At 60.7% G+C, this 26,179-nt stretch carries 39 protein-coding genes; all 39 read left to right on the forward strand.

What is annotated here, in order from left to right:
• Positions 1-113: 113 nt before the first annotated feature.
• Positions 114-779 carry a DUF3164 family protein gene (locus tag VWY75_RS18050; RefSeq protein ID WP_416538837.1) on the forward strand — a complete coding sequence of 222 codons (666 nt, stop codon included), beginning with the start codon at positions 114-116 and terminating at the stop codon, positions 777-779.
• 11 nt (positions 780-790) lie between these two features.
• Positions 791-1,042, forward strand: a complete 252-nt coding sequence (locus VWY75_RS18055; protein ID WP_416538838.1) for a hypothetical protein — start codon at positions 791-793, stop codon at positions 1,040-1,042.
• Positions 1,042-1,497: a gp16 family protein gene (locus VWY75_RS18060; protein WP_416538839.1), complete on the forward strand. Its 456-nt coding sequence runs from the start codon at positions 1,042-1,044 to the stop codon at positions 1,495-1,497. The genes VWY75_RS18055 and VWY75_RS18060 overlap by 1 nt, the downstream gene beginning before the upstream one ends.
• Positions 1,494-1,880, forward strand: a complete 387-nt coding sequence (locus tag VWY75_RS18065) for a hypothetical protein (RefSeq protein ID WP_416538840.1) — start codon at positions 1,494-1,496, stop codon at positions 1,878-1,880. The genes VWY75_RS18060 and VWY75_RS18065 overlap by 4 nt, the downstream gene beginning before the upstream one ends.
• A gap of 85 nt (positions 1,881-1,965) precedes the next feature.
• The gene (locus VWY75_RS18070; RefSeq protein ID WP_416538841.1) at positions 1,966-2,577 is read left to right on the forward strand and encodes a holin-associated N-acetylmuramidase; all 612 of its coding nucleotides are present in this window, start codon (positions 1,966-1,968) and stop codon (positions 2,575-2,577) included.
• Between the two features lie 67 nt (positions 2,578-2,644).
• Positions 2,645-3,214 (forward strand): holin family protein, encoded by a 570-nt coding sequence (locus tag VWY75_RS18075; RefSeq protein ID WP_416538842.1) that lies wholly within the window; start codon positions 2,645-2,647, stop codon positions 3,212-3,214.
• On the forward strand, positions 3,211-3,549 hold the full coding sequence (locus tag VWY75_RS18080; RefSeq protein WP_036766944.1) for a DUF2730 family protein: 339 nt from the start codon (positions 3,211-3,213) through the stop codon (positions 3,547-3,549). The genes VWY75_RS18075 and VWY75_RS18080 overlap by 4 nt, the downstream gene beginning before the upstream one ends.
• 6 nt (positions 3,550-3,555) lie before the next feature.
• Positions 3,556-3,855 (forward strand): hypothetical protein, encoded by a 300-nt coding sequence (locus VWY75_RS18085; protein ID WP_040170660.1) that lies wholly within the window; start codon positions 3,556-3,558, stop codon positions 3,853-3,855.
• 2 nt (positions 3,856-3,857) lie between these two features.
• The gene (locus tag VWY75_RS18090; protein ID WP_260083089.1) at positions 3,858-4,394 is read left to right on the forward strand and encodes a DUF3486 family protein; all 537 of its coding nucleotides are present in this window, start codon (positions 3,858-3,860) and stop codon (positions 4,392-4,394) included.
• A complete protein-coding gene (locus VWY75_RS18095; protein ID WP_416538843.1) occupies positions 4,394-4,600 on the forward strand; it encodes a hypothetical protein in 207 nt (68 codons plus the stop codon). Before VWY75_RS18090 ends, VWY75_RS18095 begins: the two co-directional genes overlap by 1 nt.
• A complete protein-coding gene (locus VWY75_RS18100; RefSeq protein WP_416538844.1) occupies positions 4,590-6,032 on the forward strand; it encodes a terminase large subunit domain-containing protein in 1,443 nt (480 codons plus the stop codon). Before VWY75_RS18095 ends, VWY75_RS18100 begins: the two co-directional genes overlap by 11 nt.
• Positions 6,032-7,603: a DUF935 domain-containing protein gene (locus VWY75_RS18105; RefSeq protein ID WP_416538845.1), complete on the forward strand. Its 1,572-nt coding sequence runs from the start codon at positions 6,032-6,034 to the stop codon at positions 7,601-7,603. The genes VWY75_RS18100 and VWY75_RS18105 overlap by 1 nt, the downstream gene beginning before the upstream one ends.
• A complete protein-coding gene (locus VWY75_RS18110; RefSeq protein ID WP_416538846.1) occupies positions 7,596-8,804 on the forward strand; it encodes a phage minor head protein in 1,209 nt (402 codons plus the stop codon). The genes VWY75_RS18105 and VWY75_RS18110 overlap by 8 nt, the downstream gene beginning before the upstream one ends.
• A 303-nt stretch (positions 8,805-9,107) precedes the next feature.
• Positions 9,108-9,638, forward strand: a complete 531-nt coding sequence (locus tag VWY75_RS18115) for a hypothetical protein (protein WP_416538847.1) — start codon at positions 9,108-9,110, stop codon at positions 9,636-9,638.
• 256 nt (positions 9,639-9,894) lie between these two features.
• Entirely contained in the window at positions 9,895-10,878 is a 984-nt protein-coding gene (locus VWY75_RS18120) for a phage protease (protein WP_260083094.1), read from the forward strand.
• Positions 10,879-10,880: 2 nt separating this feature from the next.
• Positions 10,881-11,795: a Mu-like prophage major head subunit gpT family protein gene (locus VWY75_RS18125; RefSeq protein WP_416538848.1), complete on the forward strand. Its 915-nt coding sequence runs from the start codon at positions 10,881-10,883 to the stop codon at positions 11,793-11,795.
• Positions 11,796-11,809: 14 nt separating this feature from the next.
• Entirely contained in the window at positions 11,810-12,199 is a 390-nt protein-coding gene (locus tag VWY75_RS18130; protein WP_260112269.1) for an HI1506-related protein, read from the forward strand.
• A 96-nt stretch (positions 12,200-12,295) separates the two neighbouring features.
• A complete protein-coding gene (locus VWY75_RS18135) occupies positions 12,296-12,739 on the forward strand; it encodes a gp436 family protein (protein ID WP_260083097.1) in 444 nt (147 codons plus the stop codon).
• A 3-nt stretch (positions 12,740-12,742) separates the two neighbouring features.
• Positions 12,743-13,189, forward strand: a complete 447-nt coding sequence (locus tag VWY75_RS18140) for a phage virion morphogenesis protein (RefSeq protein WP_416538849.1) — start codon at positions 12,743-12,745, stop codon at positions 13,187-13,189.
• Entirely contained in the window at positions 13,186-13,743 is a 558-nt protein-coding gene (locus tag VWY75_RS18145) for a hypothetical protein (RefSeq protein WP_416538850.1), read from the forward strand. The genes VWY75_RS18140 and VWY75_RS18145 overlap by 4 nt, the downstream gene beginning before the upstream one ends.
• Positions 13,736-14,134: a phage baseplate assembly protein V gene (locus VWY75_RS18150; RefSeq protein ID WP_416538851.1), complete on the forward strand. Its 399-nt coding sequence runs from the start codon at positions 13,736-13,738 to the stop codon at positions 14,132-14,134. Before VWY75_RS18145 ends, VWY75_RS18150 begins: the two co-directional genes overlap by 8 nt.
• The gene (locus VWY75_RS18155) at positions 14,134-14,424 is read left to right on the forward strand and encodes a PAAR domain-containing protein (protein ID WP_416538852.1); all 291 of its coding nucleotides are present in this window, start codon (positions 14,134-14,136) and stop codon (positions 14,422-14,424) included. The genes VWY75_RS18150 and VWY75_RS18155 overlap by 1 nt, the downstream gene beginning before the upstream one ends.
• Before the next feature lies 1 nt (position 14,425).
• Entirely contained in the window at positions 14,426-14,611 is a 186-nt protein-coding gene (locus VWY75_RS18160) for a hypothetical protein (protein ID WP_416538853.1), read from the forward strand.
• A 5-nt stretch (positions 14,612-14,616) separates the two neighbouring features.
• Positions 14,617-14,949 (forward strand): GPW/gp25 family protein, encoded by a 333-nt coding sequence (locus tag VWY75_RS18165; RefSeq protein WP_244918460.1) that lies wholly within the window; start codon positions 14,617-14,619, stop codon positions 14,947-14,949.
• Positions 14,946-15,953: a baseplate assembly protein gene (locus VWY75_RS18170; RefSeq protein WP_416538854.1), complete on the forward strand. Its 1,008-nt coding sequence runs from the start codon at positions 14,946-14,948 to the stop codon at positions 15,951-15,953. The genes VWY75_RS18165 and VWY75_RS18170 overlap by 4 nt, the downstream gene beginning before the upstream one ends.
• The gene (locus tag VWY75_RS18175) at positions 15,946-16,650 is read left to right on the forward strand and encodes a phage tail protein I (protein ID WP_416538855.1); all 705 of its coding nucleotides are present in this window, start codon (positions 15,946-15,948) and stop codon (positions 16,648-16,650) included. The genes VWY75_RS18170 and VWY75_RS18175 overlap by 8 nt, the downstream gene beginning before the upstream one ends.
• Positions 16,650-17,264 (forward strand): phage tail protein, encoded by a 615-nt coding sequence (locus VWY75_RS18180; RefSeq protein ID WP_416538856.1) that lies wholly within the window; start codon positions 16,650-16,652, stop codon positions 17,262-17,264. Before VWY75_RS18175 ends, VWY75_RS18180 begins: the two co-directional genes overlap by 1 nt.
• Before the next feature lie 3 nt (positions 17,265-17,267).
• Positions 17,268-17,594, forward strand: coding sequence for a hypothetical protein (locus tag VWY75_RS18185; protein ID WP_416538857.1), 327 nt, complete (start codon positions 17,268-17,270; stop codon positions 17,592-17,594).
• Entirely contained in the window at positions 17,591-18,484 is an 894-nt protein-coding gene (locus tag VWY75_RS18190) for a hypothetical protein (protein ID WP_416538858.1), read from the forward strand. Before VWY75_RS18185 ends, VWY75_RS18190 begins: the two co-directional genes overlap by 4 nt.
• Before the next feature lie 10 nt (positions 18,485-18,494).
• A complete protein-coding gene (locus VWY75_RS18195) occupies positions 18,495-18,977 on the forward strand; it encodes a hypothetical protein (protein ID WP_416538859.1) in 483 nt (160 codons plus the stop codon).
• Positions 18,978-19,019: 42 nt separating this feature from the next.
• A complete protein-coding gene (locus tag VWY75_RS18200; protein ID WP_416538860.1) occupies positions 19,020-20,201 on the forward strand; it encodes a phage tail sheath C-terminal domain-containing protein in 1,182 nt (393 codons plus the stop codon).
• A gap of 12 nt (positions 20,202-20,213) precedes the next feature.
• Positions 20,214-20,714 (forward strand): phage major tail tube protein, encoded by a 501-nt coding sequence (locus tag VWY75_RS18205; protein ID WP_260079510.1) that lies wholly within the window; start codon positions 20,214-20,216, stop codon positions 20,712-20,714.
• A gap of 84 nt (positions 20,715-20,798) precedes the next feature.
• Positions 20,799-21,119, forward strand: coding sequence for a phage tail assembly protein (locus VWY75_RS18210; RefSeq protein WP_260079511.1), 321 nt, complete (start codon positions 20,799-20,801; stop codon positions 21,117-21,119).
• Positions 21,120-21,145: 26 nt separating this feature from the next.
• Complete coding sequence (locus VWY75_RS18215; RefSeq protein ID WP_260079512.1) at positions 21,146-21,274, forward strand: GpE family phage tail protein; 129 nt, start codon at positions 21,146-21,148, stop codon at positions 21,272-21,274.
• Positions 21,275-21,295: 21 nt separating this feature from the next.
• A complete protein-coding gene (locus VWY75_RS18220) occupies positions 21,296-24,133 on the forward strand; it encodes a phage tail tape measure protein (protein WP_416538861.1) in 2,838 nt (945 codons plus the stop codon).
• A complete protein-coding gene (locus VWY75_RS18225; protein ID WP_416538862.1) occupies positions 24,133-24,558 on the forward strand; it encodes a phage tail protein in 426 nt (141 codons plus the stop codon). The genes VWY75_RS18220 and VWY75_RS18225 overlap by 1 nt, the downstream gene beginning before the upstream one ends.
• Positions 24,558-24,767, forward strand: a complete 210-nt coding sequence (locus VWY75_RS18230) for a tail protein X (RefSeq protein WP_416538863.1) — start codon at positions 24,558-24,560, stop codon at positions 24,765-24,767. The genes VWY75_RS18225 and VWY75_RS18230 overlap by 1 nt, the downstream gene beginning before the upstream one ends.
• Positions 24,764-25,744: a phage late control D family protein gene (locus tag VWY75_RS18235; RefSeq protein WP_416538864.1), complete on the forward strand. Its 981-nt coding sequence runs from the start codon at positions 24,764-24,766 to the stop codon at positions 25,742-25,744. The genes VWY75_RS18230 and VWY75_RS18235 overlap by 4 nt, the downstream gene beginning before the upstream one ends.
• The gene (locus tag VWY75_RS18240) at positions 25,741-26,112 is read left to right on the forward strand and encodes a DUF1353 domain-containing protein (protein WP_260079469.1); all 372 of its coding nucleotides are present in this window, start codon (positions 25,741-25,743) and stop codon (positions 26,110-26,112) included. Before VWY75_RS18235 ends, VWY75_RS18240 begins: the two co-directional genes overlap by 4 nt.
• Positions 26,113-26,179: the final 67 nt, after the last annotated feature.

The following is a 26,179-nucleotide window of genomic DNA, read 5'->3' on the forward strand; positions in this document are numbered from 1 at the left end:
CTTGGATCCTGCGCCAGGAACGCAACGAAGCGCAGGAGCGTATTGCCGCCCTGGAACTGAAATCCACCTAACCCTAACCCCGAAACGCCCCCCCCAGAAAGAAAGCAATTGGAATGACCCAAGCCCAGACCTCCTCCCTCGAACGAGCAGACATCCCCGACGGCATTGTCGAGGCCAATGGCAACAAATACATGACCGACGCAAAGGGCAAATTGGTGCCACTAGAAACGGTCAACGCCCGCGACAAACTACAGGACGAAACCGTCCGCAAGATCATCAGCTATGCCCTGCCGCTGCGCAGCCAAGTTGCCCGTTTCAAAGCCCATACTGGCCGCGATGTTGCCGATTTGCAGGCCCTGCTGGCTCAGGAATACGGCGCACAGCTTGGCGGTGCTAAGGGTAACATGACCCTGACCTCATTTGACGGCCTGTTCAAAATCACCGTGTCCGTCGCGGACAAAATCGACTTTGGCCCGGAATTGCAGGTGGCCAAGCAGTTGCTGGATGAATGCCTTAACGAATGGTCAGCAGATGCCCCGGCAGAGCTGCGCGCCATCGTCACCCGTGCGTTCAACACCGAAAAGCCCGGCCAGATCAATCGCGGTGAGGTGATGATGCTCTTGCGGCTGGACATCACCGATGTGCGCTGGAAACAAGCCATGACGGCGATCAAGGATGCCATGCGGGTGGTGGGCACCGCCAGCTATACGCGCTGCTATCAGCGGCCCAGCGTTGATGCGCCCTGGGAACATATCACGATTGACTTGGCCAAGGCATAGGAGCGCGTCCGATGGCAATGACCCAATCCGAAATCCAAACTGCTCTACACCGTGCGTTCAGCAGCTATGCCACCAAAATGCGGCGCGCCAATCTGGTCCTGGGCAATAGCTTGGTCGTTCTGCGGCGTGAGGCGGAGATTGCCAAGATCGCGCCTGAGGCATTCGACGCGATGGTCCGTGAGGAAATGAACCAAGCGGACAAGCGGATGCAGGACGACGTTGCCCGGCATCCCGTTGCCGCCCCGATAGCCGAGGCTGTGTGATGAGCCGCGCCCTGCAACAGAAGATCCACATCGGCTGCCGTCAGCTTGGCATGGACAGCGATGCACGGCGCGGCCTGCAGCTGGCCGTCACGGGCAAAACGTCCATGAAAGACATGACCGAGGCCGAGTTAAAAAGCGTTTTAAAGCGCCTTAAAAACGATGGTTTCAAGGCCGCGACAGCCGGGAACCACCGCCATAAGAAAGCCCCCCGTGCTGACCTGCGTTTGGTCCATGTCCTTTGGCGCAAGCTCGGTGAGGCCGACGCGTTGCGTGACCCTAGCCGGAACGGGTTAAATACATTCATTCGCAAACGGTTTGGCTCCGCCTGGCAGTCGGTGCCCGCCGACGTTGATATGCTCCGCGATCATGATCAGATCGACCAGGTCATTCAGGCGTTGAAGTCTTGGGGCCACCGCCAGGACATCGACTTTGACTGGTCTGACCATCAGCGATGAACCGCAATTTCCGCCCATATCTGCCCGGTGTGCTGTCCTACATCGCCGAGGAAATCAGCCTTGATCTGGCGGTGCGCCTGGCAGAGGCAAAGGGCGGGCGTGAGGTCTACATCTCGGATAAGGCAGGCTCCAGCCTTGCGGAGCTGGTGGGTGCAGAAGATGCCCTTCGCCTTTACAAACTACTGGGTGGCGGCAAACTGGTTGTCCCCGCCGGAAACTTTGGCGGGCAGGCCGGCCGCCGCCAGCGGATCGCCACGTTGCTGGGCCAAGGCAAAAGTCATTCGGTGGTCGCTGCCGAGGTTGACGTGACCCTGCGAACAGTCGAGCGTGTCGCGGCCAGCCTGCGCCGACGCAACGACGATCAAGGCGATTTTTTCATCTAATATTGCATTGCCCCCGACACCCGCCGGGACGGCAATCACCCGATGGCACAGGTAGTTTTGTCTTACACAGACGGAGCCACCGGCCATGCCATCAGTCCAAACCATTGCAGAGGAAATCGTCGCGCGCGAAGGCGGGTTCGTAAATGATCCCGCCGATCCCGGCGGCGCGACCAATTACGGCGTCACCATCCATACGATGCGCCGTCTGGGATTGGACCTAGACCGCGACGGCGATGTTGACGTGTTGGATGTGCGCGCTTTGAGCCGCGCGCAGGCCGTTGAAATTTTCATCCGGCATTATTTCACAAGACCCCGGATCGACCTGTTGCCGCAGGCGCTGCAAGCCAGTGTTTTTGACATGCAGGTCAATGCCGGTGCCAATGCCGTAAAGATCCTCCAGCGCCTACTGGCGGGGTTTCAAGAACCGGTCGCGGTCGATGGCGCGCTTGGCCCAAAGACCGCCGCAGCGGCCCACCGGGCCTATGAAAAGGCCGGAGACTATCTGGTAGATGCCTACGGTATTGCCCGCCGGGACTACTATTTGCGCCTCGCTGACCGTCGGCCTGCATCCCGTAAATTTGCCCGGACCCGCGTGGGCGGCAAAGGCGGCTGGATCAAGCGCGCCGAGGAATTCATGTCTCCCCGCTACCACCTGAGCGACGCCGCTTTCCAGCAACGGACATCGGCATGGGGATGAGCGCGCCGGGCAATTGGCAGGTTCCGCAGTTTACGCATCGGTTTGGCTGCGACTTAGGAGGCAAGATATGCAGCTTTTGAAATGGCTCTTTGGCGGCGGTCGCAATGTGATCACTGAAACAGCAGGCGTATTTCGCCCACATGCTGAGGCGAGTGCACAGCGCGAGGCGGCTTATGTGCAATCCGCGCTGGCCCAACATGGCGCCGAGTTCAGCCGACCTGCCATTGGGCGTTTTGACCGGTTTATGGACGGCATGAACCGTCTGCCGCGCCCGCTGATGGTGATTGCCACATTCGCCCTTTTCGCCTCGGCCATGTTCGACCCGCTTTGGTTTGCTGCCCGGATGCAGGGTCTGGCCCTGGTGCCCGATCCGCTCTGGTGGCTGGCCGGAACAATCGTCGCATTTTATTTCGGCGGGCGGTTTCAGGTGAAATCGCAACAGTTCCGTCAGTCGCTTAACCAGGGCACCGCGCTGTTGCCGCAGGTTCTGGAAAACATCAGCGCAATCGACGCTCTGCGACATGACACGCCCGGCGCCGCTGAGGGCGGCGTGGCGGGCGATGACATCGCCAAGGCGCAGCCGAAAGGGGAAAATCAAGCCGTGACGGACTGGTGGGAAGCGGGGCAGAAACGGTGACCCTGGATCTTGAGACCATTCTAAAGCTGACCAATCTCGGAATTTCAGTCTGCGCCATCATCTACACGTTCTTTGCGACCCGCCAGAAAGACACCGACGAACGGTTCAAAGAAGGGTCCAAGCGGATGGATCGCCACGAAAACCGTATCGCGGCACTTGAGCAAACAGTGCAGATCCTCCCCGGCACGGGCGACATTCACGCCCTGCAACTGGAGCTGGTCAAACAGACAGGATCGCTGGCCGAAATCCGCGCTGTGATGGACGGCAACGCCAAGATCATGGCCCGCCTTGAAACCATCGTCAGCCGTCACGAAGACCATCTAATCGGGACCTAAGAGACCATGAGCGCATACCAAGACACCCTGTCCAAACACCGTCGCCTGACAATTCTAAAATTCCTGTCAGACAGCCCGGAATATACGTCCAACGCATCCATCCTCGTGGACGTCTGCAATAGCTACGGCGTAGCTACCACCCGCGACCAGGTCATGGGCGAGCTGGACTGGTTGAGCGAACAGGGCTTGGCAAGTGTCACTGATAACGGGCTATTCCGCATTGCCACTGCGACCAGTCGCGGTGTTGAGGTCGCCGAAGGCAAGGCGCGCCATTCAGGCGTCCAACGCCCCCGGCCTGGGCCGTAGTCATGCCCCCACCCCGCAAGATCGACCTACTGCCAAGCGAGATGCGCCACTGGTTGCAAGATGAGCTGAAGGCGCGTGGTTTCTCTGACTATGAGGATGTCACCGAAGCGCTGAATTTTCGCCTTGAAGACGCCGGGCTGGAAATGCGGATCGGCAAGTCCGCCGTTCACGCCTACGGGCAGGAGTTTCGCGACTATGCCAAGATGCAGGAACAGGCCCAGGACGAAATCCGCGCCTTTCTTGAGGAGGCCAGCCTGCAAGATGAGGTCGACGTCACCTCGGCCCTGTTCCAGCAGCTCACCACGATTCAATGGCGATTGCAGATGGCAATGGCCAATCCCGACCGGCTTCCCGATCCGCGCGGGCTGAAGGATCTGACCACGGCCCTAAACAACCTGATCCGCAGCACCTCGCTGCGTGATGAAATCGCCAAGGCCGAACGCGACGCAATGGCGCGCAAACTGGATGAGGCGGTGGAAGCCGGAGACGTGGAAAAAGAGGCCGCGCAAAAGGCCCGCGAAATCATGGGGTTTGTCTGATGAGCGATATGGTAATTGGAACTATTGTCCTGGTCGGTGACTACAATTGGCGCAAGGGGCCGATGTGGCCCTCAATAGCTGCTCTGTTCTTTGGGCGGCGCCAGAGGTTCGTCCACCTTGGAATGCGCTGCACAATCGCGTGGTACAAGGAACAGCCCTACCTGATTGCAATGCGTGAGGCGCCCGAGGCCAAAAATGGCGGTTAGCGTTGGGCCGGTCATTGACTTCCTGCCCTACCAGAAGGCGTGGATCGCCGACACATCCCGTTTTAAAATTGGCATGTTTACCAGGCGGGGCGGCAAGACATTCGGCTCGGGCGGCGAAATCGTAGGCGACTGCGTTGATGCCGAGATTGAAGGGCGAAAAACGCGTTGGACGATCCTGTCACGATCAGAGGCAACCGCCAAAGAGGCCATTGAAGACGCCGTAAAACCCATGACTGAGGGCTATTACGCGGCCCTCACCACCTTGGCGCGCAAGGGGCGGCCAGAGTTTTCCGAGGAAGATTTCCACGTGCCCGCCCACAAACGGGAGGTCGTCCAGAATGGCGCTGTCCATCTGGTTGATGTTGAGGCTGCAACCTACAAGGCGCAGGAAGTCCGCTATCCGGGCGGCTCCCGCGTAACGGCGATTTCCGCCTCACCTGACGCCGCCCGTGGCTTTGGCGGCAACATGCTGTTTGACGAGTTTGCCTTTCACGCCGACAGTCGCCGGATCTGGGGGTCGGCCTTTCCGGTCGCCGCGCGCGGTGGCCATAAAATCCGGGTGATCAGCACACCAAATGGCAAGGGCAACAAGTTCCATGAGCTGATGACCACGCTCAACAATGGGTTTTCTAAACACCACGTCGATATCTACGAGGCGGTCAAACAGGGGCTGGACGTTGATATCGACGAATTGCGCGCCGGTATGTCCGACGAAGACGCCTGGGCGCAAGAATTTGAGCTGAAATGGCTGGACGCGGCCTCGGCCTGGCTGGACTACGATCTTATTTCATCCTGTGAAGATGTGCGCGCCGGTCACCCTGCGCTCTATCGTGGCGGGCTTTGCTACGTCGGCGTTGATATCGCGGCACGAAACGACCTCTTTGTGATCTGGGTGATGGAACTGGTCGAAGGTCAGTTGATCACCCGCGAAGTCATCGCCGAGCGCCGTATCAGCTTCGCGCGGCAGGACCAGCTTCTAGCCGATGTGTTCCGCCGCTACCGCGTGGCGCGCTGCTGCATGGATCAGACCGGCATGGGCGAAAAGCCGGTGGAAGATGCCCAGCGCAATCACGGCGAGGACCGTGTTCTCGGCGTGTTGTTCAGCGCGCCGGCCAAGCTGGATCTGGCGACCGGCATGAAAGACCGCTTTCAGGATCGCTCAATGTTGATCCCCGAGGGCGACCCCAAGCTGCGCGCGGATCTTCATGCCATCAAATCTGTGACCGGCCCCACGGGCATCCGGCGCCTCGTCGCGGACACCGACACCGACGGCCACGCCGACCGCTTCTGGGCGGCAGCCCTGGCCTGCGAAGCCGCAGAAACCGAATACCAGCCGCTGGTCTATCGCCCCGTCGCACCCGGCGGCGAAAGAGACACAAAACGGCCCATCCACCTGACCGCAGGTTTTAATGCCAGAAAAGGAATTTGGTGATGACACCCCGCCTGCTTGACGCCTACGGGCGCCCGATCAAACTCCAGAGCCTGACGCAGCGGGTGCCCGAACCGGGGATCACCTCTATCCGCAACGCTTGGGCGCCGTCGGTCGCGCTCGGCCTGACGCCGCAGCGCCTGTCGCAGATCCTTCTTTCGGCCAACGAAGGTGACATTCATGACTATCTCGTCCTGGCCGAGGAAATGGAGGAGCGAGACCAACACTATGGTTCGGTCCTGGGCATCCGAAAGCGCGCGATTTCGGGCGTTGACCCCGTTGTCACTCCGGCATCCGGTGACGCTCAGGACGAAAAAATCGCCGATGCCGTCCGCGAAAACATTGCAGAGCATGACGGGTTCTCAGACCTGATTGAGGATATGTTGGACGCCCTCGGAAAAGGGTTTTCCCAAACGGAAATCATCTGGGAACGGAGCAAAACCGAGTGGTCGATCAAAGAGTTTCTGCATCACGACCCGAGGTTTTTCACCTTAGACCGCGAGACAGGCCGTAAAATCCGAATGTTGGATGAGCGGGATATGATCGACGGGGTTGAGCTGGAACCATTCAAGTGGATTTCCCATCAGGCCAAACTGAAATCCGGTCTGCCGATCCGGGGTGGCCTGGCCCGTCTCGTGTCCTTTGGGTGGATGTGCAAAGCCTATACGGTGAAAGACTGGATGGCTTTTGTTGAAACCTACGGCCTGCCGTTGCGTCTGGGCAAATACGGGCCAAGCGCCACGCCAGAAGACGTCGAGGTGCTGTTCCGGGCCGTTGCCAATATCGGCACCGACGCGGCGGCAGTCATCCCAGAGGCCATGAAAATTGAATTTGTGCAGGCCATGAGCGGCAGCGCCAGCGCCGAGGTGTTTGAAAATCTCGCGCGCTGGGTCGATGAACAGACATCAAAGGCCGTGCTCGGCCAGACCATGACCTCAGACAATGGCTCGTCCATGGCCCAGGCCGAGGTGCATAACGATGTCCGCCACGACGTTGCCAAGGCCGATGCAAAATCTGTCACCACCACTCTGAACCGGGATCTGGTGAAGCCCTATGTAGATCTGCATTTTGGGGTGCAGAAGCGATATCCGCGCCTGAAGATCACCATTGAAGAAACCGAAGACGTGGACATGATCCTGCGTCACACCGCTGAGATGGTGGATCGGGGCGTTCGGGTGCGCCAGTCCGAGGTGCGGGGCAAGCTTGGCTATTCTGAACCCGATGCGGGCGACGAGATCCTGACGCCGTCGCGGAAGAAAACCGACGCCGCAGATGCAACGCCGCCCGCGCCGCCCACTGAAACCGCCGCCAACCGGTCCGAAACGTCAACAGGCGCAAGCAACCCCTATGCGCCGCTGGACGATCTGGAGGCAGAACTGACAGAGGATTGGGACGCGATCATGGGGCCAGTTATTGCCCCTGTCCTGGAACTGCTGGAGACCGCCACCTCCTATGAGGACGCGCTTGCGACACTGGCCGATGCGTTCCCCAAAATGGACACCCGCCCGCTCTTGGACAGCCTGGTTAAATCCGCCGTGAAATCCCGCGCCCTGGGAGACATCAGCGATGGCTGAGTTTCGCGACCGGCCCGGCTACAGCTTCAATCCCGGCGCGCCGCCTGAGGTGACGGATTTTTTCCGCAATAAGGCCATGCGCCCAAGCTTCAGCTTTCGCGATGTTGAGCCTGAAGAACACGCCGTCGCCTTCACCGTGGCCAAGGCCATGCAGGTCGATGTACTGCAAACCATCCGCGACGAGCTGCAAGCGGCCCTGGAAAAGGGCATTCCCTTTGAGGAGTTCCAGAAAACTCTGACCCCACGCCTGCGTCGCATGGGCTGGTGGGGCGTCAAGGAACAGGTGGATCCGCTTACAGGTGACGTGAAGAAGGTTCGCCTTGGATCGCCTCGCCGTCTCAAGACCATCTATCGCGCCAATATGCGCTCGGCCCGTGCGGCGGGCCAATGGCAACGCATCCAACGCAGCAAGCGCGCCCTGCCCTATCTGGTCTATCTGCTCGGCCCGAGCGTCCGCCACCGGCCCAGCCACGCGGCCCGGAGCGGCATGGTGTTGCCGGTCGATGATCCGGCCTGGCAGGTTTGGTATCCGCCCAACGGTTTTGGTTGCAAATGCCATGTCCGCCAGATCACCCGCCGCGAAGCTGAAGAAATCGGCATCAGTGAAAACCCCGACACCCCCAGCCGCGAGGTGCTCAATCCGCGTACCGGCGAGCTGAAGAAACTCCCGGTCGGCATCGACCCCGGATGGGAAAGCAATCCCGGCCTCTACCGCCAACGCCGCATGGCCGAGTTCCTGCAAGACAAACTGAATGCCGCAGATCCGGCCATCGCCCATGCTGCCGCCCGCGATATGGCGACAAGCTGGCGTGTGCGCCGCATCCATGACGGTTCAGCCACCGGCTCGGCCCCTGTCGCCATGCTGCCGCAGGAGCTGGCAGACCGGATCGGCGCCAAAACCCGCGTGGTGCAGTTCTCCGACTACACAGCCGAAAAAACCCGGCGCAACCATGGTGAGGCCACCGCCGATCAGTTCAGGCGCGTTGCGGAGCTTCTGGAAACAGGATCTATCGCTCATGAGGTGTCAGGCACCGGAACCGAAAGCCTGATCTTTGAAGGCCAAGACGCCAAGCGCTGGCGGTTCGTTCTAAAGCGCACTGTGGCCGGGGATGAGATCTTCCTGAGCACATTCCACCGCAGCACACCCGCCAAATGGGCAAAGCTGTTGCGCGGAAAAAATGTAACCATAGTGAGGGAATGACGCGCGTGGAGGGGCGGAAATTCCCTCGCGGCTCAAGACCGGCTTCCCTAGGCTCACGCACACTTCAAAGATAGCAATCAGGGATGAAATTTTCAATACTGGCGAGGTTGGCGGGCGCTGAAACGTCATCGTCACGAGGTGCTTGCGGTGATATCAACCCTCAAAATAAGGTTCGCAGTATACCCAAACACCCTATTTTATATTGCTGATTTGAAGACATCATCAATCTGAATTTTTGATTGCTATGAATCTAGCTTTCACTGATCATCACAGCATTTGATGACCTCGGATTTAGGAATAACTATGTCAACCATCGCGCCCATTGGAACACTTCTAGCAGGTCTTGGCGGCCTTCTCATGGGGGGAGCGGCTGTCTATACCGCCGTCAAACCTTCAGAGATAACGACCTACCCAGAACTCGAAAAGCGTCTCGACCAACTCGAGAACCTCATTTCACCTGAAGGTCTCGCTCCCGGCGACTCCTCACTGAACTCATTGCAGCGCAAACTTGACGCATTCGGAAAGACGTTAGAGGTGGCTACATCCAATAAAGCCAATAGTGCTCTATTCGTTCCGAACTTACTGTCAAGTTTGACGACCTATGAATCGGGCCAAGTCTTCGATTTCACGGCGCCAAATGGTGCAACGAAACTGCTTAAAGCTAATGTCAGCGGAACGATACTCACATTAAAAGTCGACGGCCAGCAAAGTCATAGTGCGGATACCGGCGGCCACATCGCATTAGATTTCGAAGGGCAGACTTGCAAATTCGAAAACATATCAGCCATCCCTTCAAAGAGCGCCGTGGTAAGGTCTTCCTGCGTAAGCAACTAGGATGTCACCGAGACCCAGAAAGCGCATATTGCTGCATCTTCTGGTAAAACCCGAGTCATCTTTGCTTCAGGATCGTTTTTAAAGGGGGGTTAAAGGGGGTAGAAAGGGGTGAAACGGGTTTTCGGGCGGCATCATGCGCCAGCAGCCGTTACGCCCTTCTAAGCCCCCTCTTTCGCCAACCCCTTTCTGACCCTCGATCTTGCCCCCGACACCTGCCAGGGCTGAGTAGTGCCGCACGGCGGGGCATTGTGGCCTCATGACACAGGCCAACTCCATAACCACCATTGCGCTAGCGCTGAACGCAGAGGGCGACAGCGTACCCGATTGGATCCAGCTCACGCCACCCGGCCCGCACCTGACGGGCCGTGACGGGCGCCAATGGCGGCTGACCAATCCCGACGCGGTGGTCGCTGAATTTGCGCGCAACCGTGCTGACCTCCCCGTTGATTTTGAACATGCCACCCAAGTGAAGGGCGCAAAGGGCGATGCCGCCCCTGCGGTCGGCTGGATCAAGGAACTGGATGCGCGCAACGGGGCGATCTGGGGGCGCGTTGAATGGAATGACGCAGGCCGCAATTCCATCGCGTCGAAAGGATACCGCTATGTGAGCCCCGTTTTCACCTTCACCAAGGCGGCCAAGGAAATCAGCAAGATGATTTCGGCGGGCCTGACCAACCAACCCAACCTGGAACTAGCCGCCCTGAACACTGAAGACCATCAGGGTGGCGCTGATGAGGTACTGCCGATGAACAAGGCGATCCTTGAGGCCCTCGGCCTGCCGGAAAACGCGTCCGATCTGGATGTGGTGACGGCGATCAACAAAATGAAGACGGATGAGGCGACCGCCCGCAATCGGGCCGAAAACCCTGACAGCGGCAAGTTCATCCCGCGCGCCGATTACGATCTGGCGATGAACAAACTCAGCGCCTTTGAAACTGCCGAGAAAGAGCGCCAGGACGAGGCGATCAACACTGCCGTCGGCGCTGCCATTGAGGCGGGTAAAATTGCGCCAAGCAGCCGCGACTACCATGTGGCGGCCTGCCGCTCCGAGGGCGGGCTGGAGAAATTCCAGCAACTTGTCGATGCCAGCCCCGTCATCGCCGCAGACAGCGAGCTGCGCGACAAGACCCCCACCGCCCAAAACAAGGCGCTATCGCCCGACGAGCTGGCGATCTGCCGCCAGATGGGCCTCACCCCTGAAGACTTCCACGCGGCGCAAGCTGAAACCGAGGAGAGCTGATCATGGCTGCAATTACACCAGCGGTGCTGTCAGCACTTTGGACAGGCGCCAAAAAGAACTTCAATGATGGCTATGAGGCGATGGCCAACCAGTCCTTTTACAAGGACGTCTGCACCATCGTGAATTCCAATGATGATCGCGAGACCTATGACTGGTTGGGCGATGCGCCGGAAATGCGGGAATGGATCGGCGACCGGGTGGTCAAAGATATCAAGTCGCACGGCTACCAGATCATCAACCAGGAGTTCGAGACAACCATCGGCGTCAAAGCCAAGGACATCAAGAACGACAAGCTGGGCACCTACGGTCCTCGTTTCCGCCGCCTCGGTGAAGCCGCCGCCCGCAAGCCCGACCAGATGGTCCGCGATCTGATCATCAACGGAGCAAGCCAGACTTGCTATGACGGTCAGTATTTCTTTGACACTGACCACCCGGTTTATGCCGGGCATGACGGCACCGGCGCGGTTACAACCATTTCCAACATGACCGATGGCGCCGGGTCGCCCTGGTATATGCTGGATCTGAATTCCGTCCTGCGCCCGTTCATTTTCCAAGAGCGCGAAAAGGTCAGCCTCATTGGCAAGGAAGACCCCAAGACCAGCGACCATGTGTTCATGCGCAACCAGTACCTCTATGGCGCCGACGCATATTGGGCGGCTGGCTATGGCTTCTGGCAAATGGCCCATATGTCCAAGGCCGAACTGAACGGCGACAATTTTGATGCCGCCTTTGAGGCCATGATGGGCGTGACCGGCGACGGCGGGCGCGAATTGGGCCTGATGCCCTCACACATCATGGTGGGCCGGTCCAACCGCTCCAAGGCCAACAAGGTCGTCAAGATGATGCTCGGCGACGGTGGCGCATCCAACCCCAACTACAACGAGGTCAAGGTTCTGGTGAACCCCTGGCTGCCTTAAAGGAGGGCCGCGCTATGACATCCAAGAACTATACAATTTCAGGCGTACCAAAAGAGGGTTTTTGCCGCTGCGGCACGTTCTTTCCCAACGCTGGCATCCCGGTCAACGCCGAGGATTTCGACGCCGATCAATGGCGCCGCCTGAAGGCAGAGCCAAACCTGCGGGTGGCATTGGCCGAGGCTGACCCGGCTTCAGACGCAGCAGCGCGCGACGCCCAGATCCGCGAGGCCATCAAAAGCCTCAGCCCCGAGGATTTCCAGAAGGACGGCAAGCCGAAAATCGACGCCCTGTTCGACCTTCTGGGCGATGACCTGGGCAAGATCACCACCGCCGAGCGCAACGCGGCCTGGGATGCTCTCACCAGTGGCGGGTTTGAAACCCCAGCCGCCACTGCACCGGCTTAAACCGGGGGGCGATGATCCGACGCGGCCACGGGGTGCTGCATCGGGGAGCCTCTTGCCCCGACGACTTATCCAAGACCAGTAACCAAAGGTGACCTGATGGCCTACGCCACTCAGACAGATATCGTGACGCTCTATTCGCAGGACGCGCTCTATGTGGCGGATCGTGACGGCGACGGCGTACCCGACGAGGCAGCCATTGCCCGCGCCTTGCAAACAGCGGGTGATGAGATCGACAGCTATCTGGGCGTCCGGTTCAGCTTGCCGCTGGAGACCGTGCCCGGCCTCTTGGTTCAGTTCAGCGTGGATATCGCTCTTTACCGGCTCGCGCTGTCCAGCGACGTGCTGTCGGACGAACACCGCACCCGCTACGAGGACGCCCAGAAACACCTGAAGGACATCGCGCGCGGCACCGCCACATTAAACACAGGCGCGCCGCAATCAGGCGACGGAGACGATCCTGTCGCCCCCGCCCGCCCCCGCCCGGTGGTTACGGTCGGCCCGGAACGCGAGTTCACCCGTGATAAAATGCGGGGGCTTTGATCCATGGCCGGTGTTGCTGCAACTCTCACATCCTCGGGCTTGACCGAAGCCATTGCCAAGGTCCGCCGCCTTGAGGGCTTTCGCCTGGCTGAACTGGCAGATGATGCCGGGGCGGTTCTGGAAAGCTCTACCCGGCGCCGGTTTGACACTGCCGTCGCCCCCGACGGCGACCGTTGGGCGCCCTGGTCAGAAAGCTATGACGAAACCCGCGACCATGACGTGCATTCGCTGCTGGTCGATGAGGGAGATTTGCGGGACAGCATCGCCAGCTATGCCAGCGAGAGCGAGGTCCAGGTCGGCTCCAATCTTGTCTATGCCGCCCACCACCAGATCGGCGGTGATGAAATCGACAGCGGCATTCCGGCCCGGCCCTATCTTGGCGTCTCTGATGAGGACGAGCTGGATCTGTACGACCTCGTCACCGTGACGCTGGAGGATCTGTTGCAATGAGCGATCCGAACAACGCTATGGCTGATCTACCCACCCAGGTCTGCGCCCGGTTCAACGCCCTGTTGCCGGATCTTCGCGAGTGTACGCCGCATGAGGGCAAGTACTCCCTTGATGACCTAAAACGCGAAGGCATTCCCGCGCCAGCGGTCAAGGTCTCGTGTCTCGGCGCAAAGCAGGATCAAACCTATGCAGGGGCACCGGCAACCTTTCTGCTGTTGATGGCAGCATATGTGGTCACCCGTGATGGCCTCGGCATCAGTCGCGATATTCTTGCCGCCCGGATCTGCCAGACGCTGCTGGCCGCCATCCCCGAACAGACTTGGGGCCTGGACGGCATCGGCCCCGCCCGGACCACGGCGATGCACACGTTGATATCGACCAAGGTGAAATCAAAAGCCGTTTCCCTTTGGGCGGTCACCTGGCTTCAGCCCATCAGCTTTTTCCAGCCTGCGCCCCGATCTTTGGGTGTGGAGCTGCATGTCGGCATCGCGCCCAAGGTCGGCGCGGATCATGCCGATGACTACGAACACGTTGGAGGCTCTGACGATGAGTGAACAACTCGCAGAAGCAGACCGCCGCATTGAAAATTTGCTGATGACCGGAAAGGTCATTGCGGTTGATGCGGCCTCAGGCAGGGCGCGCGTCCAATGCGGTGACATTGAGACCGACCTGATCCCCTGGATGGCACAGCGCGCCGCAAGCAACCATTCGTGGTGGCCCTTGCAGACCGGCGAATGGGTGATGCTGGCCGCCCCATTCGGCGATCTGGCCCAGGCTGTCATTCTGGGCGCCCTGCCCACAGGAAAGAACCCGCCCCACGGGGCGCCAGACACATTCCGCCTCAGCTTTGAGGGCGGCTCATACATCGAAGCTGCTGGTGGCAATATCACCATCAAAGCGGTTGGTGAGCTGTTCCTGCAAGGCGCCAAAGTAAGGATCAACTAATGCCAAAAGCAGCCCGCAAAACCGACACCTGCACCGGCCATGCCGATTATCCACCCCGGCCCGCCACTGGCGGCAGCCCGAATGTGGACATCGAGGGCCTCGCCGCCCTGCGCCAAGGCGATAGCTGGGCAACCCACTGCAACCCCGACCTGCTCTGCCACGGTGCAAGCCAGGCGACAGGCTCATCCACCGTTTTTGTGAACGGCAAACCCTTGGCCCGCGTTGGCGATGCGGTGGGCTGCGGCTCATCCATCGCGACCGGCGCCGGAACCGTGATTGTAGGAGGCTAAGATGCCATTGAAACTGGACTATGTGACCACCGCCGCAGGCTGGACGGCCGGCGAATGGCGCCCCAAAGGCGCGCCTTTGCAACTGACCGCAGCCCAGGCGCAATATGAGAATGTTGCCCTGGCGGATGAGGCCCCGAAACCCGCTGCCAAATCAGGCGCGGGCAAGCCGGAGCGCGCCAAGTCGTGACCGGTATGAACCGACATAGCGGGCGGGCGTTGCAGGGCGACGGGCATCTTGCCCAGTCGATCCACGACATCCTGACCACCCCAAAGGGGTCAACGGTGATGCTGCGGGACTATGGCTCAGACCTGCCCTTTATCATCGACCAGCCCTTGAACGGGGACACCCTCATTGACGTCTACCAGGCCACCGCCGAGGCGCTGGCTCTCTGGGAGCCGCGCATCACGCTTGCGCGGGTGCAGGTCACCGAGGCGCGCCCCGGCTATGCGGTTCTGGAATTGAGCGACCCCGACGGCAACCTGTTGCCCTTGCCCGTGGATCTGTCACCGGAGGCCAGCCAATGAGCGGCTTTACCGCCATCGACCACAGCAAGCTTCCCGCGCCGGAAATCCTGCGCTCGGTCGGCTTTGACGCATTGTTTGCCGATATGAAGGCAGAGGCGGTCCGCCTGGAGCCGGAGCTGGCGCCGTTCCTTCAGCTTGAAAGCGAGCCGGTCACAAAACTGATCCGCGTCTTTGCCTACTACCGCCTGCTGGATCGTTTGGAGTTTAACGACGATGCGCGCGGCCTGCTGCTGGCGCTTTCCACCGGTGCAACACTGGATCACCTCGGTGTGTTCTGGGGCGTTGAACGCCTGACCATTCAAGAGGCCGACGACAGCCCCATTCCACCGATCCCTGAGCTGAAGGAAAGCGACGACGCATTCCGCCACCGCATCCAACTATCCATGGAAGGTCGCAGCACCGCCGGGCCGCGCGGCTCCTACATCTACTGGGCACTGTCAGCAGCGGGCGGCATCAAAGACGTGGACGTGGCAGCGCCCGCCTTTACGCGTTTGCAAATCACGCCCGAGCTGGCCGCGCAGTTGCCCGCCGGTGCCCTGGTGCTTGGCGTTCTGGATGATGCCGGTCTGGTGGACCCGATGCCGGGTGACGTGGCCATTACTGTCTTGAGCCAAACCGGTGACGGCAGCGCTTCAAACGAGGTTTTAAGCGCCGTTGAAACCTCTGTGAACGCCGAAGACGTCCGACCGATCACCGACAACCCACGCCCGCGCAGCGCCGGTATTCTACCCTATGAGATCACCGCGGAATTGACCCTGAAGGACGGCCCCGATCGCGCCTTGGTTTTGGCCACCGCGCAAGCCTCACTGGCCGACTATATCAACCGCAGTCACCGGCTTGGCCACGACGTCACACGCGGCGCAATCTATGCCGCGCTGTTTGTCGAAGGTGTGCAGCGTGTAAATCTCATCAACCCTGCCGCCGACATCGAGGTCGGAGACTGGCAAGCGGCCTATTGCGCGCCCGAAGGCGTGGCCCTGACCGTTGGGGGGCAGCATGTCTGATCAACCGTCCATCCTGCCACCAAACAGCACATCGCTGGAGCGGTCCTTGGAACGGCTGATCCAAAGCACACGCCCGGATCTGTCACCCGTTGCCACGCTGATGAACCCTGATAGCTGCCCCGCCGATTTGCTGGGCTGGTTGGCCTGGGCGTTCTCCGTGGATGTCTGGGAACCGTCCTGGGACGAGGCGACCAAACGCCGGGTGATCAAGGCCGCGCTCGAGGTTCACCGTCGCAAAGGCACGGTCACGGCACTGCGTCGCGTTTTGGAGGGTATCGTCGGTCAAATCAGCATTGCTGAGCCGCGCAATGACGCGCGCGTTGCGCCCCATACCTTCGCGCTGTCCCTTGCCCCCAATCAGGGGCTGCAAGCCGCCAGCTATGCGGAGCTGATCCGTGTTGTTGAGAGCGTGAAACCCGTGCGGTCACGCCTGAGCGCAATCCGCGTCATCCGATCCGCTGTGACGACGTTCTACAAAGCTACCGCCTTGCACAGCGGGACGCATCTGCGTGTCGGTATCCGTTTTGACGTGAAGGTCGCGCCGACCCGCCGGACCATCGGTGCCGCACTGCACCAGGTCAAGCGCACCGAGATCCGCCCGGCACGACCCAGCATTGCCGTCGCACCTGCCCGGCTCATGCGCGGCACAGCCGCCCACATCACCGCCAAAACCACCATTCAACCGAGGTCAATCTGATGGCGAATTTTTCCGGCACAGTCACCACCGCCGCAGGCGACAACCTGCAAGCCAAGGCCCAGATCGGCCAGCCCCTGGAGTTCACCCGCGTTGCCCTGGGCGACGGCGCAGAACCGGCAGAGATCAAGCCACTGAATGCCCTGGTCAATGAACGGCTATCGCTTGGCATCCAGTCAATGGAGGTTCTGGGCGATGGTACATCGCGCATCCGCGCCTTTGTCACCAACCAAGGGCTGGCCGAGGGGTTCTATATCCGCGAGCTGGGCGTGTTTGCCCGCGATCCGGCGACAGGTGATGAACAGCTTTATGGCTACACCCATGCCGCCGATACGCCGGATTTTATGCCCGCTGAAGGCGGCGCAACCGTCATTGAACAGACCTTTGATCTGATCACCGTGATTGGCCAGGCCCAGAATGTCACGGCCCAGATCAATGAACTGCTGACCCTCGCCACCAAACAAGACCTGGACGCACTGGACCCCCGCCTGTTGCCCGAAGGCGCGCCGTCACCGGGGGCCATGCTGCAAGGCGCCCCAGACGGTAGCGCTCAATGGGTGCCGCGCTCTGACGCCCTGTCCGACACCGAACACCTCGCCATGATCGCAGGAGCCTAACCCATGAGCATTATCCCAAACCGTTTTCTGGCGCATGTCACGCAGGCCGGTGTCGCCATGCCACCGGTCCCGGCGGATCACACCCGCCATATTGCCACCATCCAGACCAGCAATGACGCGGCATCCGGCGTGATCCTGACCTGCGAAATCGACGCAGGCGGCGAGACCTATAAGGTGACGCCCGCCCAGACCATCTCCGATGGCGACGCCCGCGCCAGTATGGTCGGCCCCGGCACACTCTTGGCCGGTGACGTGCTGCGCTTTGTTGCCAGCGACGATGCAGCGCTTGATGTCTGGGTCAGCTACCATGATCGCCCGGTGCCCGCATGAGACGCGTCGTCGGACATGACGGCGCGCTGAGCAGCCCACTGCTGTCGCTGGGCAGCGCAGGTAAAGCTGGGGGCGGCGGTAGCATAGGTGCGGCGACCGGCCTCTTTCGGCGACAGCTGTCTCTTTCGGGCATTGTTGGTAGCCCAAGCCTCAGCATCCTGAAGGGCATCTGTGTCGTCCCAGACGCCTCCGGAGGCGGCAAATTGATCGTGTCATCGGAGGATACCGGCGGTGCCCTCATCGTCTATGATATCCGAAATTGGGAGGATCTTTCGGATCCTGCCAATTCGGTTGTGAGCCATGGGCAAGTCTCGCCCGGAAACCGAATGATGGTGGCCGCTGCTGATGGATCTCATTTTGCATTTTTCGGATCTGCCTCCGCGATCAGCGTTTACCGGCTGACCACCCCTTGGGACGTCAATACGATGGTGTTGGACTGGTCCGTGGGAAATCCGATTTCACATGCCAGCAGTTATGCCTGTTTTGCCCGCGACGGCAGCTACTTGCTGCGTTTTCGCCAAGAGACCGGATCACCGGATTACGTCAGCTATCTCGACAAGTGGAACGCCGCCACGCCCTGGGATTTCTCCGGCATTGACACCGCGACCCCCGATCAAAGCGTGCTTGTGCCCAGCGAGATAAAGAACAACGGCGGTGCCGGAATTTTTATGCCAGCGGACGATGAGCTGTGCTGTTTCAATTCGTCAGACGTCGGTCTTGGTTACGGGGTTCAGACCCTGAGATATGGCACCAATGGCGATTTGGACACGCTGACCTATCAGGGGCAGCGCCCGGATCCGCATAACTCCAGCAGCGAACAATTCGCCTATGCCCCTGACCGAACGCTCTGGCTGGTTGAGAACCGGGGCTACCTCACCGAGCAATATTAAGGAGGCCATTGTGAGCCAATACACGCTGAATGGCGCGCGTCCCGCGTCTCTTCCTCAAAAACTGCGCCTGCCCAATGGCCGCTGGCGGACTGCCCCCTATGCCGAAGCGGATCTGACGGCTGCGGGATATGCGCTGGCCCCGGCAAAACCCGCCTATGATCCGGCCACCGAGCGGCTGGACTGGCAGGATGGCAGCTGGACGGTCGAACCGCTGCCGCCCCGCGATCCGGTCTACCGCCCCCTGACCAAGCTGGAAGCCATGACCCTGTTCCGGCACATCACCGGCATGGATGACGCGGGCGAGCTGGCCATGCGCGAGGATCCAAGCCCGGCCATGCGGTTGCTTTGGATGAAATGGGAAACCGATGTGCCCCAGAGCATCCGCCGCGAACACGCTGTCGTCGGCATCTTCTTGGACGGCCTGATCGCCGAAGGCTACGCCACCGCCGAACACAAGGCCGCCATGCTGGCCGCCTGGCCCGTCGAGAGCTGACACATGGCCCATTTTCCCGAACCCAACCAAAGGAGGCTCACAATGCCTGAAATGTTTCTTCACGGGGTCGAAGTCGTTCGCATTGACGACGGCCTCCGCCCGATCCGCTCGGCCAAAAGCTCGGTAATCGGGCTTGTCGGCACCGCGCCCGATGCGCCCCTCGGCTTTCCCCGTAACAAGCCGGTTCACCTGAAAGGCCCCCGCCACGCCAATGAGCTGGGCGTCGGCGGCACCCTGCGCGATGCCTATCTGGCTGCCTATCAGAACGGCGCAACCGAGGTGGTCGTGGTGGCCGCACCAGAGGGGGAAAACGCGGCTGCAACCAAGGCCAATGTGGTTGGCGATCCGACCACTGGAACCGGGGTTTTTGCCCTGGAACACGCGCGCAGTGTTTTGGACATGACCCCCCGGATCACGGCGGCGCCCGGCTTTACCTCTGGCCTGCCCGGTGAGGGCGTCAATCCGGTTGTGTCCAATCTCATTACCCTGGCGGAAAAGACCCGCGCCGTGGTGCTGAAGGACGGCCCCAACACCACCGAAGAAGACGGGAAGTTGGATCGGCAGAATTACGGATCCGACCGTCTGTTCATCATCGACCCAGCGGTGACCGCGTTTGACACCGACAGCGCCAGCAATGTGACCCGCCCAGCCTCCGGCTATGTTGCCGGGTTGATCGCCAAGAATGACGTTGTAAACGGCTATTGGCATTCCCCGTCAAACAAGATCGTGCGCGGCATCAATGGCACCGCCCGCCCGGTCGGTTTCCACATCAACTCGGCGGCTACCGAAGCCAACCGGATGAACGAGGCGGAAGTCGCCACGATCATCCGCAACAATGGGTTCCGCCTCTGGGGTAACCGCACAACCTCGGCAGATGCACAGTGGGCGTTCCTGTCGGTTGTACGGACCGCCGATATCGTGGCCCAGAGCATCGCCGAAGCCCATGATTGGGCCATGGATCGTCCTATGTCGGCGCAGCTCATCATGGATATTCGCGATGGCGTTCTGGCCTTTGGCCGGGGCTTGGTTCAGCGCGGTGCCCTCTTGGGTTTCAACTGCTGGATGGACGCGGAACTGAACACCGAGGCCACCCTGAAAGCAGGCAAGCTGTATCTGGACTATGACCTGGAACCGCCCGCCCCGCTGGAACACCTGATTTTCCGGGGCCACCGCAATGGCGCCTATTACGACGACCTTGTTTCCGGTGTGAAACAGGCAGCATAAGGAGGCTGAACAATGATCCAATACCCCCGCACAATCCGCAATTTCGGCGCGTTCGTGGACGGGCGCAGCTATTGCGGGCGCGTCACCGAAGGCAAGCTGCCGGAACTGAAACTCCAGCTTGCCAATCATCGCGGTTCCGGCATGGACGGCACAGTTGCCCAGGACATGGGCATGGAGGCCTTGCGCTGTGAGCTGACGCTGGCGGAATGGCCGCCGGAGCTGATCAAGATGTTTGGCACTCGCAAGCGGCTGACACTGCGCCCCGGCGCGATGGGCGAAGATGACTTTTCCTCTGACACCTATGTCGCCACCGTTGGCGGTCTGTTCGCCGTCACCAACTTTGCCGACCTTAAGCCCGGTTCTGACGTACCAATGAAGCTCACGCTTGAAGCTGACTATTTCCGCATGTTGCACGATGGCGAAGAACTGTTCGAGATCGACGTGCGCGCGGGCAAGCGCGTCATCGGTGGCGTTGATCAATTGGCGGCCCTTCGCGCCTCAATGGGCCTTTAAAGCAGCATTTGAAACACCTTGAACACCCCGCAGGGCGGCTCATCCGCCCTGCCCTCGCCCTCACCTTTTTTGAAAGCCTGACCCATGAGCCAGACCCAAAAACTAAACGCTGTCACCCTGTCCTCGCCCGTTACCATCGACGGCGAGAAGGTCACCGAAATCACCCTGCGCCGCCCCTCGCCAGGGGAGCTGCGCGGCTTGTCGATGGTGGATATCCTGCGGATGGAAGTGGACGCCATGTTCAAATTGCTGCCCCGCATTACCCAGCCGCCGCTGTCCCCTCTGCAATTGTCCTCTGAGTTAGCACCGGAGGACTTCACCGAACTGGCGACGAAAACCCTGCTTTTTTTCGCGAAGAAAGAGCAGTTGGAGGGGCAGCTTCTGGAACTGGAGGCGACCCCCTAAAACTGCCCGAATTTGTAGAGGACGCGATGGCGGATATCGCCCTCGTGTTCCACTGGCCCCCCGATGTGATGGACAGCATGAGCATCGAGGAGCTGGCCATGTGGCGGGAAAAAGCGCGCGAGCGATCCGAGGCCCAGAACGGCGCGCAGAAATAGGCTGATATTGGAGTGGGTGGCATGGCCACAGGCGATCTGAACATTGCCCTGATCTTGAAACTGGTTGACCAGGTGTCGGCCCCGGCGCGGCAGGCGACTGCGGCGCTGGACAAGATCGGCCACGTCACCGAACAGACCGGGCGCCGTGGTGTGGAATGGGCCAATCAACAGCTTGAAGCCAACAAGGCGCGCCGCTCTGCCCTGCAAGGCGAGGTTCTGGGGCTAGCCGCATTGGGCGGCACCCTGCTTGGCTTGACCGAACCCGCCATTCAGGCCGAACGGCGTTTGGCCGAGGTGTCCAAGGTGGTGTCATTCAAGGACGCCGATGGGCTGAATATCCTGCAAACGCAGATCCGCGAATTGGTGACCTCTGGCGGGTTGGCCGCCACCGCCGAAGGCATGACCGATATCATCGCCGCCGCTGGTCGGATGGGCGTGGTAGATGAAAACCTGCCCGATGATGAGAAACGTCGCCAGTTGCTGGAATTTGCCACCGACGCTGCCAAGATGAGCGCCGCCTTTGGCATCACTGCCGATGAGGCCGGAACCGCGCTGGCGCGTTGGCGTCAGAACCTGAACCTAACCCACAGCGAAGCCATGGTCTTGGGCGATACCGTGAACCTGCTCGGCAATACCATGGCGACCAGCGAGGCCGACATTCTAGCCGTGATCAACCGGCAAGGCACCGTTGCCAAATCCGCCGGTCTTGCCGCCGATGAAATCGCCGCGCTTAGCGCCACATTGCTGGCCGCAGGCGCGGCTCCAGAGGTGGCCGCAACGGGGCTGAAAAACTTCACCAACGCGCTGACCCGTGGCAGCAATGTCACCAAACGCCAACGCGCCGTCTACAAGGCCCTCGGCCTGGACCCGGAACAGCTCGCCAAAGACATGCAGGACGATGCGACCGGCGCCATCTTGAAGGTGATCAAGTCGTTTGACAGCATCCCGGTTCATCAGCGCAATTCGATGGTCGGCATTCTTTTTGGTGAGGAAGCCAAGGGCGCGATCACCCCCCTGATCACGAATGTCGAAATGTTGGAGACCGCCTTTGCCAACGCCGCCGACACCGCCAGCTTGCTAGGGCTGATGGAGGAAGAATACAGCCGACAGGCGGCCACCACCTTTGTGCAGCGCCAGCGCCTTCTGGAGTTCGCCAAGGGGCTGGCCGTTGTCGTCGGCACTGCCGTTCTGCCACAGATGAATGAATTGATGGCCACGCTGATGCCGATTGTGGCTGCGATGACGGATTGGGCCGCCGCCCACCCCGCTCTGATCAACGGCGTGATGAAAGCGGCATTCGCCCTGTTCAGCCTGCGGGCCGCATCCATTGCCCTGCGCTGGTCGCTGTTCTCGATTCTGCCGGTATTCCTGCACATCATCCGGGCGGGCAGCGGCTTGCTGATGTTGGCGCCACTTCTGGCGCGTGGATTGCTGGCGCTGTTGAACCCGTTAAAGCTGGTGCGCGGCGCGTTGATTGCGATCCGTTGGGCCTTTCTGGCCACCGGCATTGGCGCGCTCCTGGCCGGTGTCGCGATGGCGGGTATCTGGATCTACAACAACTGGTCCGGCCTTGGCGCGTTCTTTACCGGATTCTGGGAAGGGTTCCGCGCCGCCCTTGGTCCTGCCGCGCCAATGCTGGACGCAATCATCCAGGCCGCGCGTGATCTTTGGGAGTGGTTTAGCAATCTCCTGGGACCGCTGGACGCCAGCCGCGACGCCTGGACGTCCTGGGGCACCGATGCCGGGGCCGCGCTTGGTCAAATGGTGGCCTCGCTGTTTGAGTGGGACGGCAGCTTAGGCCGGGTCATTGCCTCAGCCGCAGCACTCTATGCGGGCTTTGCCGCGTTGCGCCTGATCTGGTGGCTGCCCATGGCCCCCATTTTCGCGGCGGGCAAACTGCTGATGTGGGTTGGCAAAGGTCCGCTGTTGTTGTTGCTGCGCGGGGTCAAGCTGCTGAGCGGTGCCTTTGTCCGCCTTGGCGCTCTGGCCATGGCCAATCCGATTGGCCTGGTCATCGCAGCCGTCGCCGCACTTGCCTATGTCGTCTATGACAATTGGGACAAGATCGTCGGCGCAGTCACCGAGAAAATCGAACTGGTGCGCGCGGCCTTTGACGAAGGGCTGATCAAAGGCGTGTTCAAGCTGCTGGCAGAGTTCAACCCCTTCACCATTGCGATAGAGGGCGCCATCGGGCTGGTGGCCTATGTCATGGAGCTGTTGGGCGTCCCGCAGCAAATCATTGCCAAGTTCCGCGAAATCTCTCTCTTTGCCAGCGGCGTCACGTTGATGAAAACACTCTGGGACGGCATGGCCTCAATCGTGGACCAGGCGGTGACGTTCATCACCAACAAACTGGCCAATCTCAAGCCGCAATGGCTGACAGATCTGCAAGCCTGGGCCAGTGGCGACAGCCCCACCGCCAAGGCAGCGACCGGCAGCGGGCGTGAGCGCTCGCCTAAAGCGCATCCCCTGAGCGGGCAGCGAGACGCAGGCGGCCCGGTGCGCGCAGGGATGCCCTATCTGGTCGGGGAACGCAGCGCCGAGATCTTTGTGCCTGGCGTATCCGGCAGCGTCCTGCCCACGCGGGTTCTGAAGGCGGCAATGGCGGCGACCTCGCTGTCGATCCCGGCGGCCGCCGTCGCAGGCCCCGCAGAAATCCAGCGCCAGATTGACCCGCGCCCGGCCCTGTCGGCGCAAGCCGCCGCACCGCAGATCACCCGCCAGGGCGACACGATCAACATCACCATCGCACCGCCGCAGGGCACCGATGAGGCCGCAATTGCGCGGATGGTGATGCAAGAGCTGAACCGACAGGAAAGCGCCCGCCGCGCCGACCTGCATGATGGGTTGGATTACTGATGTTGAGTATGGTCATGATGGCCCTTGGCGGCTTTCGCTTTGGTATGGGCGGGGGTTCCTACCAGCAGTTTGCCCGCACCGCCGCCTACCGCTGGGAAAAGGTGAATCGGATCGGACGTGCCCCGGCCCTTCAGTTCACCGGACCAGACGCCGAGGAACTGCGGCTTGAAGGGGTGATTTATCCCCATTTCAAAGGCGGTTTACGGCAGGTTGAAATGATGCGGTTGCAGGCCAAGGTGGCCAAACCGATGATGATGGTCGATGGCCTCGGCTGGGTCTGGGACCGCTGGGTGATCACCCATGTTGAGGAACGCAAAAGCGTCTTTCTGGCCGATGGTGCCCCGCGCAAAATTGAGTTCTCGCTGACCTTGCAAGCCTATGGCCAGGACAACGGCGTCCTGTCCTCATTCCTCGGGGGGCTGTGATGCAGACCTACCGCACCAGCGAGGGCGATATGATCGACGAGATCTGCAAGGATCACTATGGCCACGAGGACATGACCGTTGCCGTTTATGAGGCAAATCCGGGGCTGGCGCGGCTTGGCCCCATCCTCCCCAAGGGGGTGCTGATCAACCTGCCCGATCCGGCCCCGGCCACCGTCCGCAAGCCGCTGCGTCTCTGGGGCACGTCATGAAAGTCGCCTATCAGATTATCGCCGATGGTGAGGACGTCACCGGCAATTTTGCCGACCGGCTGATCGGCTTGACCGTCATTGATGAGGCGGGCAGCAAATCCGACCGCGCAGAGATCACGGTGGACGACCGCGACTATGCCATCGCCCTGCCTGAAACCGGCGCCGCGTTGCAAATCTCGCTTGGTTTCACCGGGGATCTGGTGGAAATCGGGCGCTTTGTGGTTGATGAGCTGAGCGGCAGTCTTGCGCCAGACACCATGACCATTGGTGCCAAGGCGGCAGATATGCTGAGCGGTATCCGGGCGCGCAAATCGCGGTCCTGGCACAACGTCTCTCTTGCCGACATCGTCACCAAGATTGCGGGCGAACATGGGCTGAAACCGGTGATCAGCGACAGCCTGAAAGCCCACCGCTATGCGTATCTTGCGCAAACCACCGAAAGCGACCTCAACTTCCTGACCCGTCTGGCCAAGGATCTGGACGCCGTTGCCAAACCGGCGGGCGGCGCCCTGGTGGTTGCCAAACGCGGGGAGAACAAGGCCGCAGATGGCTCTGCCCTGCCGGTCTTTGAAGTGAACCGCGCGCAAATGGCCTCTTGCGACTGGCAACTGAAAGGGCGCGGCAAATACGGCTGCGTCATCGTGGAATGGACCAACCTTGGAAGCGCTGAAATCCGCACCTGCAAGGCCGGAGACAAAGACCCCAAGTTGAAATTGCGCCACCGCTACCCGAACGAGGCCGAAGCACAGCGCGCCGCTGACGCCGCCCTATCCCGCGCCGCCCGCGCCAGCGGCTCGGTCAATGTTCAGCTCGGGGGCTTCTGGGGGGATCTAATGGCAGAGGCCAAGGTGAACCTGACCGGCATCAAGCCCGAACTGGAAGGCGAATGGTTGATCACCAGCGTCACCCACCGCCTCAACGCCACACTCACAACCAGTTTCAAAGCAGAACGCGACAACGAGAAGGCCAAGACATGAACGTAAACCTGGACACCGAATGGTATCGCCGGGGCGGCACGCGCAGCTATGTCACCACGCGCGATCTGACCTGGAGCATTGGCAAGAAAGACAGCGGCTGGCTCCTGACCATCCCGGCAGGCCGGGAGTTTGAAAGCTCGGTCCCCGCCTGGCTGCATTGGCTGTTCTCGCCTGACGATCCCTATTTCCTGAAATCCGCGGTCATCCACGACACACTGCTGGAAGAAGGCTACCGCGTGGCCTTTGCCGACAGCCAGTGGTTTGAGGCAGCACTGAGCGAACACGCCCCCGCCCTGCGCACCTGGGCCGCCTACGGCGCCATGCGCGCCCGCCGGTTCTGGAAATGGGCACTACGTATTCCCGCATGAAACCGGGAGGCAAAAGGGCGCTAACGCATCCTTTTGCACGGGGTCCAGCTCTCACACTTGCCCCCGC

Source organism: Phaeobacter sp. JH20_08, from assembly GCF_048056635.1.
GTDB lineage: Bacteria > Pseudomonadota > Alphaproteobacteria > Rhodobacterales > Rhodobacteraceae > Phaeobacter > Phaeobacter bryozoorum.